At 36.6% G+C, this 19,352-nt stretch carries 12 protein-coding genes; 2 read left to right on the top strand and 10 right to left on the bottom strand.

Annotated elements, in window-relative coordinates; all coding sequences use genetic code 11:
- Window positions 1-122 precede the first annotated feature (122 nt).
- Complete coding sequence (locus HQN62_RS03125; protein WP_173503284.1) at window positions 123-1,787, bottom strand: T9SS sorting signal type C domain-containing protein; 1,665 nt, start codon at window positions 1,785-1,787, stop codon at window positions 123-125.
- 840 nt (window positions 1,788-2,627) lie between these two features.
- Window positions 2,628-7,991 (bottom strand): LamG-like jellyroll fold domain-containing protein, encoded by a 5,364-nt coding sequence (locus HQN62_RS03120; protein WP_173503283.1) that lies wholly within the window; start codon window positions 7,989-7,991, stop codon window positions 2,628-2,630.
- 731 nt (window positions 7,992-8,722) lie between these two features.
- Between HQN62_RS03120 and HQN62_RS03115 the strand changes: the two genes are divergently transcribed.
- Window positions 8,723-9,202, top strand: coding sequence for a regulatory protein RecX (locus HQN62_RS03115; protein ID WP_116796451.1), 480 nt, complete (start codon window positions 8,723-8,725; stop codon window positions 9,200-9,202).
- A gap of 163 nt (window positions 9,203-9,365) precedes the next feature.
- Here the strand turns inward: HQN62_RS03115 and HQN62_RS03110 are convergent, their stop codons facing one another.
- The 6 genes from HQN62_RS03110 to HQN62_RS03085 form a co-directional block, all read right to left on the bottom strand.
- Window positions 9,366-10,520: a beta-ketoacyl synthase N-terminal-like domain-containing protein gene (locus tag HQN62_RS03110; protein WP_173503282.1), complete on the bottom strand. Its 1,155-nt coding sequence runs from the start codon at window positions 10,518-10,520 to the stop codon at window positions 9,366-9,368.
- Between the two features lie 189 nt (window positions 10,521-10,709).
- Entirely contained in the window at window positions 10,710-11,981 is a 1,272-nt protein-coding gene (gene bioA, locus HQN62_RS03105) for an adenosylmethionine--8-amino-7-oxononanoate transaminase (protein ID WP_173505500.1), read from the bottom strand.
- A 53-nt stretch (window positions 11,982-12,034) separates the two neighbouring features.
- Window positions 12,035-12,655 carry a dethiobiotin synthase gene (gene bioD, locus HQN62_RS03100; RefSeq protein WP_173503281.1) on the bottom strand — a complete coding sequence of 207 codons (621 nt, stop codon included), beginning with the start codon at window positions 12,653-12,655 and terminating at the stop codon, window positions 12,035-12,037.
- Between the two features lie 110 nt (window positions 12,656-12,765).
- Window positions 12,766-13,902: an aminotransferase class I/II-fold pyridoxal phosphate-dependent enzyme gene (locus HQN62_RS03095; protein WP_173503280.1), complete on the bottom strand. Its 1,137-nt coding sequence runs from the start codon at window positions 13,900-13,902 to the stop codon at window positions 12,766-12,768.
- A 26-nt stretch (window positions 13,903-13,928) separates the two neighbouring features.
- A complete protein-coding gene (locus tag HQN62_RS03090) occupies window positions 13,929-14,693 on the bottom strand; it encodes a porin family protein (protein ID WP_173503279.1) in 765 nt (254 codons plus the stop codon).
- A gap of 57 nt (window positions 14,694-14,750) precedes the next feature.
- The gene (locus HQN62_RS03085; RefSeq protein ID WP_173503278.1) at window positions 14,751-15,872 is read right to left on the bottom strand and encodes a hypothetical protein; all 1,122 of its coding nucleotides are present in this window, start codon (window positions 15,870-15,872) and stop codon (window positions 14,751-14,753) included.
- Window positions 15,873-16,711: 839 nt separating this feature from the next.
- Between HQN62_RS03085 and HQN62_RS03080 the strand changes: the two genes are divergently transcribed.
- Complete coding sequence (locus HQN62_RS03080) at window positions 16,712-17,293, top strand: DUF4136 domain-containing protein (protein ID WP_111408537.1); 582 nt, start codon at window positions 16,712-16,714, stop codon at window positions 17,291-17,293.
- 154 nt (window positions 17,294-17,447) lie between these two features.
- On the opposite strand, the gene HQN62_RS03075 is transcribed toward HQN62_RS03080, so the two are convergent.
- Both HQN62_RS03075 and atpD read right to left on the bottom strand, forming a co-directional pair.
- Window positions 17,448-17,729 (bottom strand): FoF1 ATP synthase subunit delta/epsilon, encoded by a 282-nt coding sequence (locus tag HQN62_RS03075; RefSeq protein ID WP_116796455.1) that lies wholly within the window; start codon window positions 17,727-17,729, stop codon window positions 17,448-17,450.
- Window positions 17,730-17,807: 78 nt separating this feature from the next.
- Entirely contained in the window at window positions 17,808-19,319 is a 1,512-nt protein-coding gene (atpD, locus tag HQN62_RS03070) for a F0F1 ATP synthase subunit beta (RefSeq protein ID WP_111408535.1), read from the bottom strand.
- Window positions 19,320-19,352 lie beyond the last annotated feature (33 nt).

Genomic DNA, 19,352 nt, shown 5'->3' with positions numbered 1-19,352 from the left:
CTATATTAAATTGAAATAGTTTTAAAAAACAAATAAAGTAAGAATAGTACAACATAAAAAAGCTGCTCGAATAATATTATTCGAGCAGCTTAAAAATAAAATAATTTTAATTCACTTATTCTTTATAAAACAATTTTTTTAGTAATTCTATTTTTATTAGCCAATTCAGTTACAACAATTAAAAATTGATCACTGGAATTCAATTCTTGTATGATAAACTCATTATCGTTGATATGGCCATTTTCATAAAGCATTCTTCCTTTCAAGTCATAAACCACAACCGTAGACATAATCTCATTCAAGGAGTTTATTTTAATTTGATGATCTCTTACTGATACTACAACTGATTTTTCTTTTCTATCTAATAATGGATTCTTTGAAGTGGAATCCAAAACAATCACCGGAGGTACTGCAATTACTGGACGTTGTGCAACAACCTCTGGTGCTACATTAACTGGTGAATCAACCACTACTGAAGGTTCTGCAACAATTGGCGTAGTTAAAACAACTACTGGTTCTAAAACTACAGGAAGTTCAACAACAACTGGAGATTCAACAACAACCCCTGGTGCTACAATAACTGATGAATCAACTACTACTGTAGACTCAACTGCAATTGGCTCAGCTACAGAAACTACTGGTTCTACAACTACAGGAAGTTCAACTACAACGGGAGACTCAACAACAACCTCTGGTGCTACAATAACTGGTGAATCAACCGCTACTGAAGGTTCAGCAACTATTGGCTCTGTTACAGCAACAACCGGAGACTCAACAACAACCTCTGGTGCTAAATTAACTGATGAATCAACCACTACTGAAGGCTCGGCAACTATTGGCTCTGTTACAACAACAACCGGAGACTCAACAACAACCTCTGGTGCTACATTAACTGGTGAATCAACCACTACTGTAGACTCAACTGCAATTGGCTCAGCTACAGAAACTACTGGTTCTACAACTACAGGAAGTTCAACTACAACTGGAGACTCAACAACAATTGGAAGCTCAGCAACAATAGGAGGTATTACTACCTCAACTGGTTCAACAACTATAGGCGAATCAACCACAACTGGAGGCTCAGTAACAATAGGTGGTGTTACAACAACGGGTGAATCAACTACTGCAGGAGGCATGATAACAGGAGGTACTACAACAACAGGTGGCTCAAGCACAACCGGCGGCATTACCGGAGCATCATCTGTATATCGCAACACAAAACGATCATTGAAAACACCTATACCAGTGGTAAATGAAAAAGATCCGTTCTTTAAATTATGTATAATATGAGTCACTTTATCTTCTACAAAAACATTTTGAGTCGCAAAAAGACCATCCACTTTAGCAATGCTTATCTCAAAAGTTCCCTCGATAGCCGTTTTATAACCTAATGGCACTTTATCTGTTTCATTAAATGGCAAGGCACGTCCTTGAATCACATAATTCTGATTATCAATTCTACTATAAAAATCAATATATTTATTACTGTCTATACTCAAACCATCATATGCAGTATCAACACCATTAGTTGCTCCTGTAATGTATCCAACTAATACCTGCTTGAAAGCTCCTTCATCATTTGTTAAATTCAACCAAACGCGATGTCTCTCTATGGCAACAGCATTTAATTTTGTTTCTTTAAAAAAAGAGCCCTCGGCACCGAAATTCCTTGGAAGTGAAATATAACCCCCATGTAGCACTTTAGAATCATCACTACTAGCTGATTTTCCAAATGACATTAACGAAATCAAAAAGAATCCGATAATTAAAAGTAGAGTTTTTTTCATTTTATTATGTTTTATATGTTATTCAATAGTGATGTATCTAATAGAAAATAGGGAGCTTTTTGTTGCGCTTTAATAAACGTTCAAACCTTTATGATCTGCTGACCTTGTCGATTATTAATCTCTTGCAGTCAAATTAGCTATCCCCATTATTAATAAATAAATTAGTCTGATTAGAAATAAATGACAATTAAAAGAGAATTAGCCTTTCAAAAAAATCCTCTTAAATTAATTTACCAAGCCTTTTTTAAATAAAATTAATCGACTGGTTTTGAAGACTAAACTAATTCTTAGTAACTATATCAAAATTAAAAAAAGAAATCAAATAAATCGAATAAATGCACATTTTATCGATTAAATACATCAAATATTAATATATATAGTATTTAACTTACTTAAAACATGAAAACAATTTAAATAAAATAAGATAGATACATAGAAACGATAAAGTCAGAGACGATGCCAGGACAATTCAAGAGCGAGCTGAAAATCTTGCATAACAATTCTGAGATAAAATGCCCTAACAATGGAAAAAGGAGGAGCAGAATTCCAATTACTAATTCAACTGAAATATTTATCGACTGTCACAATTCATTCGTCCTTTTAATAATAAAAAATCATTTGGCCCATATTTGAACATACCAAAAAATAGGCTATCAAAAATGCTGAATCGATACGGGCAGACTGAAAAAATTTAAAGAAAAATAAATATTGACAACTACAATAAATGGTGGTAGTCCGTGATAGCCAGAAGATACAAAACTAAATATCGAGAACATAAAAGACTGCTCGAAAATGCTATTCGAGCAGCCTAAAAATAAAATGATCTTACATTAATTCTTCCTAAAAAATAATTCCTTGAGTAACCAATTTACCATTTACCAATTGAGTTACAACAATTAAAAATTGATCACTTGAGGTTAAATTCTGAATAATAAACTCGTTTTTATTCACATTACCGTTCTCATAAAGCAATCTTCCTCTCAGGTCATAAACGATCAACTCGGCAATTGCCTCATCAAAAGAGTTGACTTTTATTTGATGATCTTTTACTGATACAATAACTGATTTATCTTTTTTGCCGAAAGATGGATTTTCCAATGTTGGATCCAAACCACTTACCGGAGGAATTACTATCACAGGCGGTGTTACAACAATCGGTGGTTCTACAACTACGGGAGGTATTACAATAATAGGTGGTGCAACCACAACCAGAGGATCTAAAACCACTGGTGGTGTTACAACAACGGGTGACTCTACAACTACTGGTGGCTCAACTACAACAGGAGACACAACCACAACCGGAGGAGCTACAACCACTGGTGGTGTTACAACAACGGCTGGCCCTACAACTACTGGTGGCTCAACTACAACAGGAGGCACAACCACAACCGGAGGATCTACAGCCACTGGTAGTGTTACAACAACGGCTGGCCCTACAACTACTGGTGGCTCAACTACCACAGGAGTCACAACCACAACCGGAGGATCTACAGCCACTGGGGGTTCGACAACAACCGGAGGCTCAACTACCACAGGAGGAATTACAACTGGCGTATTGTCTTTGTAACGCAACACAAAACGATCATTAAAAACCCCTACCGCCGTAGTGAATGAATATGGCCCGTCCTTTAAATTATGAATGACATTAGTCACTTTATCTTCAACAAAAACAGGCTGCGTAGCCAAGACCCCGTCTACTTCGTCAATGCTTATCGTAAAAGTTCCTTCGATAGTCGTTTTATAACCCAATGGCACTTTATCCGTTTTGTCAAATGGAACCGCACGCCCCTGAATCACAAAATTGGTGTTTTCATTGATACTGTAAAAATCAATGAATTTGTTGCTGTCTTGTGATTTTCCATCAAAGACACTATCAAAACCATTCGTTGCCCCTGTGGCATAACCCACTAACATTTGCTTGAAAGCCCCTTCTGTATTGGTTAGATTCAACCAAACTCGATGTTTCTCAATGGCAGCAGTTTTGGAACTAGTCCCTTTAAAAAATTGAGCGTTTTTACCTGAAGTCCCTACACGCATGCCATTGTTAAAAACAACAGGCCCTACTGCAGTAGCACTTTTCACAAAGAAAGATTGTCCCGCCGCTATATATCCTAAAGGCTTATTAACAATTTGTTCTTCTCCGGCATCCATAACACCGTTCCCGTTTGCATCCACAAAATTACCACTGGTTCCAACTCCTCCTAGATAATTATAAGAAGCATAATCCGTTCCCGAATATTTCAAATTAGTAATAGCTGTATTGTGTGTCCAAAAACGAATCGTTCCCTCTAGCCTAGGATTATTGATGCTGTTTTCCAATAAAAAAGCATCTGCACTCATCGCCGATGGATATGGATTTCCGATCAGGTTACTATAACCCGTTGGATCAATTGACAAGGTGTAAGCTCCATTGTTAGGAATCCCTTCAAACTGCACCGGCTGAATATAAGTAGCTGCCACTGGATTTGGCCAAAATTGCGGCTTTGGAACACGAATAATAAATCCTTTTCCTGGAGGATTCATGGTGTTTGCTGCCGGCTCAATCACCCATTTATTCATCGAATAACTCATGTATTTATCCGATAAAGTATTAGGAGATAAAACATTTAGCATTTGATCCTGCACGGGCGACGACCAATACGTATAATCAAAATTCTTCATCGGCGTAGTTTCTCGCTTATAGATAATTTTTCCGGTATTTACTGCAGCATCATCCACTTGAATTAAACTCGCTTTATTTTCAAAAATAAAACTGGCCGAAGCCAAAACATCAAGACTTTCCTGTACTGACAGTACAACTCCCGAATTAACAATGATTGAACCCGAATTAACTTGACAAGAGCACATACTCAAATCGGTTCCAACTGTAAAAACATCACTTACTCCTCCATTAAAAACAACACGTTTTAAAGCTGTTGGAGTCCCATTAGACCATAAAGTTCCATTCCAGGATGTTAAGGAAATTGGAGATGCATTGATAACAATATTAGAAGAATTAGGAGAAAAACATACCCCTTCAGAAACTGCACAAGTATAAGTCCCAGCTGCTAACCCCGGAATGGTTATAGTTGTCCCATTACCTGAATATGATTCTCCAGTATTGAAGTTCAAAATCCAACTCCCTGATGGCAATCCGCTTAAAGCTACACTACCTCCAGGCACAGCACACGAGATTTGTTGTATTAATCCCACGATTGGTGCCGTTGGACCTGTATTAATTATAACTTGAACTACATTTGAAGATGTGGCAACCGTGCCACAAGTTGCGTTTGAAGATCGTACTCTATAGTAATAAGTAAATCCCGACGCTAATGGTGTAACAACAAGAGAGCTAACATTTCCTACACTCAGATTATTATACCCCGTCACAAAAGTACTAAACGACGAATTTGTGGATATATCCAAATAATAAGCTGTAGCTCCTGAAACGGGATTCCAATTGGCAGTAAATCCGTTGCACAAAACGTCACTTGCATCTATAGCAGTTGGCGCATTTATTTGTAAAGTTGCATAAGTAATTACATTAGAATAAGAACTCTCTCCGCAACTACTGTGTTTGTGAACCCTGTAATAAATATTCCCCGGAGGCAATCCTGTTACTACATAACTGGTTACATTGCCAACATTAAAATCATTAAACCCAGAAACAAAAGTTGTAAAACCACTATCTGTGGCAACATCTAAGGAATAACTTATTGTACCAGCAGATGCCGTCCAGTTTGCAGTAATGCTATTGCTGCAATTTGCCCCTGTACCAGCCAATGCAACTACTATAGGTGCAGACCCAACCGTAAAACTGGCAGCATTCGGACTACTCACTCCTATTAGCGAAACAGTAACTTTATATTCACCGGGAGATAAATTCGTTAAATTTTTTGTATTAGCCGAAAAACTTACATCACCAGTTTTTTGCCAGTTATAGGTATATGGATCTACCCAATCAGGAGTATTTTGAAAAGTTCCATTGTTTCCAGAAGGATAGGAAAACAAAGTAGTTCCAGATCCTACGAAAAAATTATAACCAGAAATAATGCCCGTTTCAAAACCCGAATAAGTAGTAGGCCCAATAGCCATATAGGTTATACCAATAGCAGAAAGTGCAGTATTATAAAGTCCTAATTTCATTACCTGCCCCGTAAAAGAATCACCCGAAGCATTAAAAACGCCACTTCCTATTTTTGCATTCGAACTTGAGCTACCATAGTTTGCAGTCGTAACTACTCCCCCAGTTACAGCAACACTAGCTCCATTCAAATAAATTTTGACTGTTGATCCGTTTCCTACCGCCGCTATGTGATGCCACGCTCCATCTCCCAAAGAAGGCGGAAGTGCAGCGGTTACTGAACCAGTTGCTGCAGTCCATAATTCTATGGTTGTTGAATTTGCAAAACCAAACTCGATGGCATCATTTTGCCCAAACAAACTCATCCTTCCTGTAACATCAGCTATGTTAAATTTTATCCAACCTTCAATAGTGAAAGCACTTTTATTAGAAAGTAAAGGACTTCCCAAATCTATATAATCATTATCGGCTGCAATAAATTTTACGGCGTTCTTCATATTTGTTATGGTGATGGTGCCATCAGTACCTGTTGAGCAAGAAGCCTCTATCACCGTAGCGGTAGGAATTGGCAACAAAGGAAAAATAGTCATAACCGCAGTTGCATTAGAACAACCACTCACTGTATAAACTATTGTATAAGTTCCTCCAGCACTTGCCGCTAAATTCACTTCTCCTGTTGAAGAATTCAAACTCAATCCGGTAGGCGAGGATGTATACATACCTCCTGTAGCTCCAGTTTGCGTAACCCCAACTTTCCCAATGGCAATATAAGCGTTACCCGGATAAGCTATTATAGGAGGTGGCGTAAATTGATACACTTGTCCTGAAGCTGGTTTTGTTGCAATAGCCGCAGTAAATATTCCAGTTTGGGCAGTTGGACTTGTTCCCGAATTACTTAATGTCAAATAATTACTATTTGCATCATAAATACCAATAGTAGCCGAAGCATTAGTTACCGCAGCTGCTCCTTGATTATAAATATATTCAATCCTATTAGATCCTTCATAAAGCCATACTTGAAACGATATTACATCTCCTGTATTTTGATAATCCCACTTTTGTTTATACCACTCTAATTTAAAAATTCGATTGGGAGCCACTCCCGTTGTTACATATCTAGGAATTGTTGTACCCCTCAAATCATCCCAAAGAGGCATCAAAATAGGTTTGGATAAAGCTGCATTAGCCGCAGTATTTGTATAATTTTGACTAGCTGAAACTGCCGTCGCTCCAAAACTAAGCCATCCATTACTGGAAACCCTCACGTCTGTATAAACGACCCCTCCAAAAGTAAATGGAAATTGCAAGGTAACGGCATTGGAAACCGCATCATCTTCTGATGCCGTTATCCCTACAACATCTGTGGTTCCAGTTAAAATCCCATAGGTTACTGTTTTTGTACTAAAGCAATATTTACTGGCTTCAAGACCGGTGACAGGTGGTGGTGTAAATCTATAAATTTGTCCTGTTGCCGGCTTGGTGCTAATGCTTGTCGTAAATGTATTATATTCTGCTGTTGGGGTTGTTCCGGAATTAGTAAGTGTTAAATATTTACCGTTTGCATCACAAATTCCTATTGAAGCACCACTTGAATTATTCGTTACTGCTGTAGCTCCTTGATTATATAAAAACTCTATAACATTTGTAGTCTCAAAAAACCAAATTTGAAAAGAAATTACATCTCCTGGAGATTGAGCATTCCATTTTTGCTGACTCCATTCTACTTTAAATCTTCTATGAGGAAAAATCCCCGTCGTTATGTATCTAGGCTTTGCGGTACACATCAAATCATCCCACAAGGGAAATAAAACAGGCTTAGCAACACCCGCATTCACAAGTGAATTTGTATTGTTTTGAGCATCGGTTACCGTAGCAGCACCAAAGCTAAGCCAGCCATTGGGCGATACTTTTATAGCGGAATAAGCTGTACCTGCAAAAGTAAATGCAAATGGCAAGGTAATACTCGTAGACACTCCCGCATCAGCCGTTGCTCCAAGTGACGTATCAACAACCCCAGAAACTCCAGAAAGCGGAATATAACTCCCTGATACAGCAGTAAAATAATAACTGCTTGCCGCCTGCCCAAAGGATATTTGCGAAATCAAAAAGAGTGTAATAGTTAAAAGTAATAGTTTTTTCATTTCAGTTATGGGTGTTAAAATCTACATTCAATATCGAATTGATTTATTAAACAAGAGAATTTTGAGGTAAAAAAGAGAAAGAAGATTGAAATTTATCACTGTTTCTATATAATCCCATTCATTCCAATTTAGCTAAAACGGTTATACATAGAATGCTATCATATATTTAATTTAGTCCCTCTAATAGACAGAACTAATAAAAAATTTGAAACAACCAACTGTATAATAACAAATTGTAACAATCTAAAAAATGGCTAAAAAAACAAGATTATACAACTTCACCAACAAAAGTTAATTGACTGATTTTAAGTATTTAAAATATAATATTCTTAACCGTACCAAATCTAGTGAACGAAACCGAATAAATCGAATAAAAGCATATTTTATCGATTAAATACATTATTTTTTTAATATTATAGTATTTAACTTTCTAAATATTACAATCAGACACATCAATGACATGAATGAGTTCCAACAATATTCGAAACAAAGAAGTAGAATCCGAAATAGTGTTAATGCAACTACAATAAATTTTCATCGATAATAAAAATTTATTGATTTAGAAGTTATGACTCTCAATCTGTGTGACAGAATACAGTTCTTTGTCAACTACATTAATCGTATTTAATTTTGGATATTGAATCTGAAACACATTAAAAAACAAGTTCTCCATCCAAAAGGAATGTTCTACTTTTGCTTTAGCAAAACCAATGCAAAATTGATATTTTACGATGAAAGAAGTCTATTCCCTCAAAGAAGCCAAATTAAAAATTGAACATTTTTGTGCCTATCAAGAGCGCTGTCATGAAGAAGTGGTATCGAAATTGTGGAGTATGAAACTAGATCCAAACGAAATAGACGAAGTCATCGTGCATCTTATTGAGCACAATTTTCTCAACGAGGCTCGGTTTGCCTGTAGTTTTGCCCGAGGAAAACATCGCATCAAGCATTGGGGAAAAATTCGAATTACGAACGAACTGAAAATTAGAAAAATTAATCAAACCTTGATCAATCTTGCCCTAAAAGAAATTGAACCCGAAGAATATATTGCCACGTTTGAGGAACTCGCCGAAAGAAATTGGAAATCCATTACAGAAACCAATGCTCTCAAAAAAAGAAAGAAATTTTGCGATTATATGCTTCGCAGAGGATTTGAAAGCAATTTGATTTATGACAAGGTGAAAGAACTGGAGAACGGAAACACAGATTAAACGAATTATTTATTCCACAAAGATTCCCAAAGAAAACGAAGAATCGCTAAATTAATTTGAATAGAACAATACTCCTTGTACGTTTTTTTGTTATGTTTCAAACGTTAAAACCTTTGTGCCTCTTTGCGAAACCTTCGCGAATCTTGGCGATATAGCCAAACTTTTATAAACTCAAAAGCACACTAACAGCATTCCCTCCAAAACCAACAGCATTAACCAAAACTTTCTTTATGGATTTTGTTTGTTTTTGCGCTTCCGCAAAAGGCACTCCGATGAACTGATTGTGTTGCATCATCAAAATGGCCATTTCCATACTCAAAATACCAGAAGCACCAAAAGTATGCCCGATTTTCCATTTATTAGTAGTTAACAAAGGCAGGCTTTCGCCAAAGACTTTCTCAATTGCTTTGTACTCAGTCAAATCTCCTTTTATCGTTCCGGGAGCATGCATGACAATAGCATCCACTTCAGAAATATCAATATTTTCCAGTGCCATTTTCATCGATTTCTGAAAACAAGTTGCTTCCGCCGAAATCGAAATATTATGTTCCAAAATCTCGGTCGCATAACCAATACCTTCAATAAATGCGATGGCATTTTCTTTTTTTCCGATTTCAAGACAGCACACTCCAGCACCTTCACCCAAAATCATGGTATTTTGCTTTTTGTCCAAATCGAAAGCTCTATTGGGATATTGTTCTTCGCTCTTGGAGTAAATTTTCAAGGCTCGCATTTGACCAATTGTAAAATCCGTCAAAGGAGCTTCGCTTCCACCAACCAAAAATTTATCGGACATACCCGCCCTTAACCAAGCCACACCGTTGAGTACGGCATGCAAAGCTGTAGAACATGTAATGGAATGCGAAATCTCAGGGCCTTCACTTTGTAAATCGTGTGCCACCCAGGAGGAAATATTTCCCAAAGTGGTCGTTGGCGAAGCCAAAGTTTGAGCTTTTCCTGTTTCTAAATATTCTTGAAAATGCTTTTCAAATAAGTCGGTTGCACCGCGAGAAGATCCAATGTTAATTCCAAATTCAGCTCCTTTTGTCCAGCCTGCTTTTTTCATGGCTTTGCGGGAAGCCACCATCGCAAACAATACCGATTTATCTAAGGATTTGTATTTTATATCCGATTGCCGTAACACTTCGACTTCTGCCTTGGATTCCTCATCAAGTGCAGCAACGGCCGTATTTTGATGATCCAAAAATTGTGTCGAGAAACAAGGATTGTCCGATAGATAATTTTTCCAAATCGTTTCCGATGAATTTCCTAATGACGAAATGGAAGCTATTGCTGTTATGGAGATAATTTGTGACAAAATATTCTATTCTGATTTAACCGCAAAGGTCGCAAAGTTTTTCTTAAAAATGAGAACTATTTAAACACGAAGTCCACTAAGAAGTCACTAAGGACACTATTGTAAATCTATTAGGGTATTGCATTAAATTTATTTCAAATAAAAACTTTATGAGCCTTGTGCCTTCTTAGTAGTCTTAGTGGTTAATTTCTAAACTATTTCCAAAGCACTTTCGACCACTTCATACACTCTTTGCAATTGTGAATCTGTAATCACATAAGGTGGCAAAATATAAACGATGTTCCCAACAGGACGAAGAATCACCCCATTTTCAATAAAAAAATCATAGAGCCTATTGCGTAGCGTTCCGTAATAGCTTGCCGAAGTTTCTGTTTTTATTTCCAATGCAAAAATAACGCCCAGCACTCTACTTGCCGTAACCATGGGATGGTTTTCAACCCGCTTTTTGAAATCCAAATGGCTTTTATTGATTCGGATCAAATTTTGTTGCATTTCTACGGTTTCCAACAAAGAAAGACTTGCCAGAGCTGCAGCGCAACCCGTCGGATTTGCGGTAAAAGTATGTCCGTGAAATAATGCCTTGTTGATATCTTCGTCATAAAACGCATCAAAAAGAGCTGAAGTAAAAGTCGTGATTGCCATCGGGATCGTTCCACCCGTCAAGGCTTTAGACAAACACATCATATCGGGTTTTTGGGTCAAATAATCACTGGCAAAAGTTTTTCCTGTTTTCCCGAAACCCGTCATTACCTCATCGGCAATCGTAAGGACATTATTTTCTTGGCAAATTTGAAGCAATTTGTCCAATGCTTCGGGTTGATACATCACCATACCCGCAGCTCCCTGCACCAAGGGTTCAAATATAAATCCTGCACAATCATTATTCTTGATTACTTCATGCAAGGCATCAAAACTGAAATGCTCCTGCCCTTTCACAGGCACGGGAATCCGAACCACATCAATAAACATTCCTTGAAATGCCTGCGTATAAAACGAAATTCCACTGGCAGCCATAGCGGCAAAAGTATCCCCATGAAAGGCATTTTCGAAAGCTATAATCGTTTTTCTCTTTTCGCCTTTATTATAAAAATACTGCAAAGCCACTTTGATTGCCACTTCAACAGATGTAGATCCATTATCGGAAAAAAAAACTTTCTTTTGATTCATCGGTAAAATAGCCAATAGCTTTTCGGCTAAAATAATTGCAGGTTCGTGAGTAAATCCTCCAAACAAAACATGTTCCAATGTTGTCAACTGTTTATAAATCGCATCGGCAATGAACTTATTGGAATGCCCATATGGATTCACCCACCACGAAGCGATGGCGTCTATATATTGTTTATTGTTTTCATCCCAAAGTAAAGCGCCTTCTCCTTTGGTGATAGCAATTGGAAGTGCAGCCGTTTTATGTTGTGTATAAGGATGCCAAAGATGTTGGCTGTCTCGTTCGATTAAAGTCATTAGATTCTTGATATTAGATTCCAGATTGAAATTGATTTTTGCTATTGACATTGCTATTGAAGTTTTAACAAATTCTCTCTAAATCGATCAGCGTATTCCTTGATTACATTTTGATCAAAATAAGGCTCTTGCTCTATTCTACCAATACATTTAATTCCAGTCTTTTTCAGAATTATAGATTCGGTTGAAGGATTTTCATCACCTGAAAAAATAATTCCTCCAATCACTATTTTACGATTAAGCAAGGATTCGATCGTAAGCAAGGTATGATTGATACTTCCCAGATAATGCCTTGAAACCACAATAACTTTATAATCGCGTTGGATTAAATCGATAACGCAATCTGTATCATTCAAAGGCACGAAAACTCCTCCTGCTCCTTCTACAACCAAATGGTTTTGGATTATTGGCTCTTTTATTTGCTTCAAATCAATAGTGACTCCGTCAATTGCAGCTGCAAGGTGCGGACTTGCTGGAGTATTTAGCAAATAGCTGTTCGAATGGATTATTGTTTTTTTATTAGATATGAAAGATTTGACTTTATGACTGTCGGAATGGTCAACATCACCCGCTTGAATGGGTTTCCAATAATCCGCTTCTAAAGCTTCGACAATAATGGCAGAGGCAATCGTTTTGCCTACATCGGTAGAAATTCCTGTAATAAATAGTTTCATTTTTTTTTAGTTTAGCTAAGATTCACAAAGATTTTTGTTTAATAATTTCTTTGTGTGTTTTTGCGCTTTCTCTTTGTGAACCTTTGTGTAATAATTTCAGACATTCATCTTTAATATACAAAGCTACTCAACAACGTCAATACTTTGGTTATTTCTTCTTTGCTATTAAAGCTGTGCAAACAAAAACGCAGTCTTTCCTGTCCTTCGGGAACAGTTGGCGACAGTATCGCTTTAACATCAAAACCATTTTGTTGCAAAGCAACAGCAATACTTTTTACCTTTTCGTTTCCTGGAATAATAACACTTTGAATCGCCGATTTACTCCGAATAAAAAGCGGACTCAAATACAGCATTTTTTTTACTTGATTAAAAAAAACAATATTATCACGAAGTGATTCAAGAGCCTTTTTATCTTTTTCCAAATGGTGATATCCCATTAAAATAGTGGCTACCGAATGGGGAGAAAGCCCTGTGGTGTATATAAAACTTCGGGCAAAATTAACGAGATATGATTTTAATTCCTCCGAGCCCAAAACCACTGCGCCGTGACAGCCCAAGCCTTTGCCAAAAGTCATAATTCGGGCAAATATTTTGTCCTGCAAATGCAAATGCTGAATTAATCCTTCCCCTTTTTCTCCAAAAACACCCAAAGCATGTGCTTCATCAACCACTAAATAGCAGTTGTATTTCCCAGAAACAGCAATCAATTCTTCCATATTTGGGCAGTCACCGTCCATCGAAAAAACAGTTTCTGTTACGATGTAAATTAAGGTGTTAGGATTACGTTGAATCAACAGCTCCAAATCTTCAAAATCATTGTGCCTGAATTTATAGGACTTCGCATTCGACAATTGGATTCCGTCCCTGATGGAAGCGTGACAGAGTTCATCATACAAAATCAAATCGCCTTTTTGGGGAACGGAACTAAAAAAACCAACATTAGCATCATACCCAGAATTAAACAACAAAGCCGATTCCGATTGATGGAATTGAGCAATATAATTTTCGGTTGCGGTATATAAAGTGTGATTGCCGGAAATTAATCGCGATCCAGTGGCGCCATTGCTTTTTATGTTATGATCCAATAAAAATTGATGGGTTGCATTGAAAATTACTTCCGATTTTGAAAAACCAATATAATCGTTAGAAGCAAAATCAATTAATTCATTAGGTTGCGGAAGAATACGTAATGATTTGTTTTGTCTTCGTGACTCTAGTTTATCGGACAGTTTTTTTGGAAAATTCATAACTGCAAAGTTATAAAAAAACCTACTTAATTTTTAGGAAAAGAGGTTCCTTCTTCCGATGCTTTCTTTTCGGCGGCTGTCTTTTCAGCAGCCCTTTTTCCTGCTTTGCCTTTTCCTATAGGCAATCCCGCAGTTATATAAAGGGAGCGATTGTATTGGGTTGAACTGTCATCCCCTTTTAGAAGCGGAACCAATCCATAATAATACTGCAAACCAACATTCATACCGTACTTGGTTTTTATTCGATACCCAGCGCCAATTACCAAACCGGCATCGACAACATGAATCTTGTCGCGTATATTGTTTTTATACTCGACATCCTCCCCATTATAATTTTGACGGAACAAATCATTAGCCGTGGACAAAAGCCCCAATTGCGTACCTGCCTTTACATAAATGTTATTGTCAAACTTATATTTAATCATCAAAGGAACATTAAAATAGTTTATATTTCTTTTGACAGAACCTTCAGCAAATACAGCATCTAATTTCTCGTCATTCAACGAATAAACCGCTATGTCTTTGGCACCCATTGTCGATTTTACGATTACTCCCGTGTTGAACATCCAGGAAGGGTTCTTTAGATTAAAATCGAAATAAAAACCCAAATTGAAATCCCTCCTATAATCCGAATCCAGATTTGAAATAGCCGAAAAATTGGCACCTCCTTCCAAACCAAATTCAATATTAGGAGAATTCAATTTATCTCCAAAGATTAAGGACATTATCACTTGGGATTCAACAGTATGAAAACTAAAAAATAATGCAATGAAGAAGAAACTTTTTTTCATGTGTTGTTATTGATTAATTTTGCTGATTCGCAATTAACTTTTTTGTGAATCGTTAAATTACAACCCAAATCGATATTGAAGGCTTGTCATGAACTGGGTACGACTTGCTAGAAATCCACATTCAGCACGTAGCATAAAATGCCTGTTAAATTGATATTGGGACCCTAAAACAAAGTTCCACATATCTTTTGGCGCTTTTTCAAGAGAATATTGTACCGTAGAAGTTTCGGCCGTGCTTAACGCCCCGTCAATACCGTTCAAAAGGTTTCCGGCTGTCTCTAATGCTCTATTCGCCGTTTCGTATTTTGCTTTGTTGGACGGTTTCACCTGTTCAGCATTGGATAACCCACTCCACCAATTGTCCACTTGGGCTTGTTTATCATTTACAGTAGCCAAACCTTGATCGACTTTTGCTTGCGCTCCATCGAGTGGCAAAACATCTGACAAAGCCAATGAACCATTTGTTCCGCTTTTTAGATGCACCCTAAATCCACCAGCCCAAACAGCAATGTTACTATCTTGTTTATTAAGTTTAAATGTTTTTCCCAACCTTGGACCAAAAACAAAACTCATAGCAGGTTTATCAAGTGAATTAATATCAGTCCATGCCACATTCATATCCAAGGCAAACCAGCCCCCTCCGACACCAATTGTTGGCGTTATACCTAATCCAAATGTAGTACCTTCGAAATCAGCTTTGGACTTAAAAGAAGTTACTTGTGACCAATTATTGTCGGCATCTGGAACCCAAACACCTGCATCTATCGTAGTAGACATTCTAGTTTTTCCAAAAATACCGTATACATTCAAAAAAGGAAACAACCAAACATCAGGCCTAACATTGACTGCATATCCAGATGCTACGGCACTATTAAAACGTATGATTTGATCCAGATTGTACATAGGCCCATTATTGAACCCAACTTCCAAATTCTTTATCGTTAAATCTGATTCTTGCCAAAAGTAATTAACCGAAAGACCCGCAGAATATGGTAATTGATAACCTTTTTGTGTTGCCTTTTCACCCCATATAGGCAAAGCATACGGATACTCCACTACTTTAAGACTGTCAAGCAGTGCTGCGTTTTTTTTACCCACCACTTTATTGGTGTATACCTGAGAAAAACCTATAGCACTTATTAATAAAAAAAGAAATACTAAAAATTTATTATTTTTCATTTTCTAAAAATTTAAATTACCTGACACTTTAAAAACTCATAACGTAAAGTTAAAAAAATAATTGGTCAAACCTCTACAGACAATACATTTAATTGACTCCTAAACTGTAAGTTGCAAAAAAGCCAGATAAATATACAGCAAACTAATCCTACACCTTTGAAATGTTTTATAAAAAGAGAGGAGACAAACATCTGTTTTAAAAATAATTTTCCTTTTCAGCACTTCACAATTCAAACTAATTTAATAAACCAGAATGATTCTGTTAGAGAATACAGCCATCAGGAAAAAGACACACTTTTTTACGTCCAGCTTCAAAAACCAGACGGCGTATAATTAACATGAAAGAAGACTGGAAAAAGGTAATCTTAGGCAAATAATTTAAGCTTCGTCAGAAATTAAAACAATTCGACTGATACGAATTGAGAGTTAATTCATAAAACTAAGTATTTTTAAATCAAAATCCCTTTTATAGTGTTTTAAATTTTAGTAAATTTAACACTGATAATCAATACGTTAGTGCGTTTATTTGGATTTTAAAAAGAGAATAAATTTCAATTAAACTGAATCTATGTATGATAAATTCTTAGATAAAAAAGATAATCAATTTGATTGAGCCTTACTCAAAAAGGAGTAAAATTGGATTGTTTGGTTATATGGAAAAAATGATGAATTCGCCGATACATTATCGCATTTTTCAGTTTTGGATGCAGATTAAAATGATCCGGATTATGTTAAAATGTAGGACGCAATTAAAGAAAGTCGTCTACCTATTGCAACAGACATCCAAAATAACAATCTATAGACTATTAACAATTAAATCAATTTTAAAATTTAATAAAATGAACATTAAAAAAAGAACATTAGGTATAATCCCAATGCTGTTTTTGGGATTGTTTTTTAGCTGTGGCCCAACCGTAACCGTTACTCAGGATTATGACCGCGCAGTTAATTTTAGCGAATTCAAAACTTTTGCAACTTTTGATTTGAGTGCACAGAAAGGCCAGGTAAACCAATTAAACGTAGATCGAGTTACAAAAGCAATTCGCGCAGAAATGACTGCCAAAGGTTTTAAAGAAACAAGTGATAATCCTGATTTAAAAGTAAATGCAGTAGCGATTTTAAAAAACAAAACACAGGTTACTGCCAATTCAAATTACTATGGTTATGGTGGTATGTATCGCCCTTACGGATATTGGGGTGGAGGTGCAGTGATGGGAGGAGGCTCGACAACATTTAACACTTATAATTATGTTGACGGCTCCTTGGTTATTGATATTATATCCACAAAAACCGACAAACTAGTTTGGCAGGGTATTGGTAATGCCGAAATTGACAACAAACCAGACAATCCTGAAGAATTTATTAATAGTTCCGTAAAAAGCATTATGGCAGGTTTCCCTCCCGGAGCAGCTAAAAAATAAATCTAATACTTTATTTCTGAAATTATACCATATGGATATAACCCTTGAATGATTTATTCAAAATGATAAATTAAATCAACTGTTTTCAAAAATATTTTAAACAAAAAAATGCCCGACTTTCGTCAGGCATTTTCATTTTAAGAGCTGAATTGTCTTAATCTGCTAAAACAATTACTTTATTATCCTTTAACTCAAGAGTACCTGAGGCAATTTCTAAAGTATAATTTTGATCATTTACTTTGGTAAATAAACTGGCAGTTTCTTCGTTTAAATCAAAGGCAGGAGCAGTAATATTAATTGTTCCTTTCTGCAACAATGAAACTATTGGCGCGTGGTTATTCAACATTTGAAAACGACCATCTACTCCTGGAACAGAAATAGAAGTGATTTCTCCTGAAAATAATTTCGCTTCTGGTGATACTATTTCTAATAACATATTTTTTTAGTTATAAGTTATGAGTTATGAGTTATGAGTAAAACTGAATACTGCTTAACTGTAAACTACAAACTGATTTTAAGCTTCCGCCAACATTTTTTCTCCAGCCTCGATAGCTTCTTCAATAGTACCTTTAAGGTTGAAAGCTGATTCTGGCAAGTGATCTAATTCACCATCAATAATCATGTTAAATCCTTTGATAGTATCTTTGATATCAACTAATACACCTTTTAATCCTGTAAATTGCTCAGCAACGTGGAAAGGTTGAGACAAGAAACGTTGTACACGTCTAGCTCTTGAAACCGCTAATTTATCATCTTCAGACAACTCTTCCATACCTAGAATCGCGATAATATCTTGCAATTGTTTGTATTTTTGAAGAATTTCTTTTACTCTTTGTGCACAGTCATAATGCTCGTTACCGATAATGTGAGGTGCCAAGATTCTTGAAGTAGAATCCAATGGATCCACCGCAGGATAAATACCTAACTCAGCAATTTTACGAGACAATACAGTAGTAGCATCAAGGTGAGCAAACGTTGTTGCTGGCGCCGGGTCAGTTAAGTCATCCGCAGGAACGTAAACCGCTTGTACAGATGTAATAGAACCTTTGTTTGTAGATGTAATACGCTCTTGCATCGCACCCATTTCAGTTGCCAATGTTGGTTGGTAACCTACCGCAGAAGGCATACGACCTAAAAGAGCCGAAACCTCAGAACCTGCTTGTGTAAAACGGAAGATATTATCAACGAAGAACAATACATCTTTTCCTTGATCAGAACCTGCTCCATCACGGAAATATTCAGCGATAGATAATCCAGAAAGTGCCACACGAGCACGAGCTCCTGGAGGTTCATTCATTTGTCCAAAAACGAAAGTAGCTTTAGACTCTCTCATTCCAGGTAAATCTACTTTAGATAAATCCCATCCTCCATTTTCCATAGAGTGCATGAATTCCTCACCGTATTTTATAATTCCTGACTCCAACATCTCACGAAGTAAGTCATTCCCTTCACGTGTTCTTTCTCCTACTCCTGCGAATACAGAAAGTCCACCGTGCCCTTTTGCAATATTGTTGATCAACTCCTGAATCAATACTGTTTTACCTACTCCAGCACCACCAAACAATCCAATTTTACCTCCTTTTGAGTAAGGCTCAATCAAATCGATTACTTTAATACCTGTAAATAAAACTTCAGAAGATGTAGATAAATCTTCGAATTTCGGAGCTTGTTTGTGAATTGAAGTTCCGTTTTCACCTGTTTTAGGTAAAGCTGGCAAACCGTCAATAGCGTCACCAATTACGTTAAACAAACGACCGTAAACATCCGCACCGATTGGCATTTGGATAGGATTTCCTGTTCCAACTACTTCATAACCTCTGCTCAAACCATCTGTTGAATCCATCGAAATGGTACGAACAGTGTTTTCACCGATGTGAGATTGTACTTCTAGAACTAATAACGTTCCGTCTTTTTTTGTGATTTCTAATGAATCATAAATTTTTGGAAGTTCAACATCTTTTCCGTTGAAAACTACATCGACTACTGGTCCAATGATTTGGGCAACTTTTCCTATTACTTTTGACATTACTTATGTATTTATTAAATAGCTATTTAGGTT

Source organism: Flavobacterium sp. M31R6 (assembly GCF_013284035.1).
In the GTDB taxonomy this organism is placed as follows: Bacteria; Bacteroidota; Bacteroidia; order Flavobacteriales; family Flavobacteriaceae; genus Flavobacterium.
Note: the sequence above shows the minus strand (reverse complement) of the source record. Positions and strands in the feature narration are given on the sequence as shown.

What these genes read in the sequence shown, in the direction of transcription:
- HQN62_RS03125 (WP_173503284.1), bottom strand. Translation starts at nt 1,787, where the DNA reads ATGAAAAAAACTCTACTTTTAATTATCGGATTCTTTTTGATTTCGTTA.
- HQN62_RS03120 (WP_173503283.1), bottom strand. Translation starts at nt 7,991, where the DNA reads ATGAAAAAACTATTACTTTTAACTATTACACTCTTTTTGATTTCGCAA.
- HQN62_RS03115 (WP_116796451.1), top strand. Translation starts at nt 8,723, where the DNA reads ATGAAAGAAGTCTATTCCCTCAAAGAAGCCAAATTAAAAATTGAACAT.
- bioA (WP_173505500.1), bottom strand. Translation starts at nt 11,981, where the DNA reads ATGACTTTAATCGAACGAGACAGCCAACATCTTTGGCATCCTTATACA.
- bioD (WP_173503281.1), bottom strand. Translation starts at nt 12,655, where the DNA reads ATGAAACTATTTATTACAGGAATTTCTACCGATGTAGGCAAAACGATT.
- HQN62_RS03095 (WP_173503280.1), bottom strand. Translation starts at nt 13,902, where the DNA reads ATGAATTTTCCAAAAAAACTGTCCGATAAACTAGAGTCACGAAGACAA.
- HQN62_RS03090 (WP_173503279.1), bottom strand. Translation starts at nt 14,693, where the DNA reads ATGAAAAAAAGTTTCTTCTTCATTGCATTATTTTTTAGTTTTCATACT.
- HQN62_RS03085 (WP_173503278.1), bottom strand. Translation starts at nt 15,872, where the DNA reads ATGAAAAATAATAAATTTTTAGTATTTCTTTTTTTATTAATAAGTGCT.
- HQN62_RS03080 (WP_111408537.1), top strand. Translation starts at nt 16,712, where the DNA reads ATGAACATTAAAAAAAGAACATTAGGTATAATCCCAATGCTGTTTTTG.
- HQN62_RS03075 (WP_116796455.1), bottom strand. Translation starts at nt 17,729, where the DNA reads ATGTTATTAGAAATAGTATCACCAGAAGCGAAATTATTTTCAGGAGAA.
- atpD (WP_111408535.1), bottom strand. Translation starts at nt 19,319, where the DNA reads ATGTCAAAAGTAATAGGAAAAGTTGCCCAAATCATTGGACCAGTAGTC.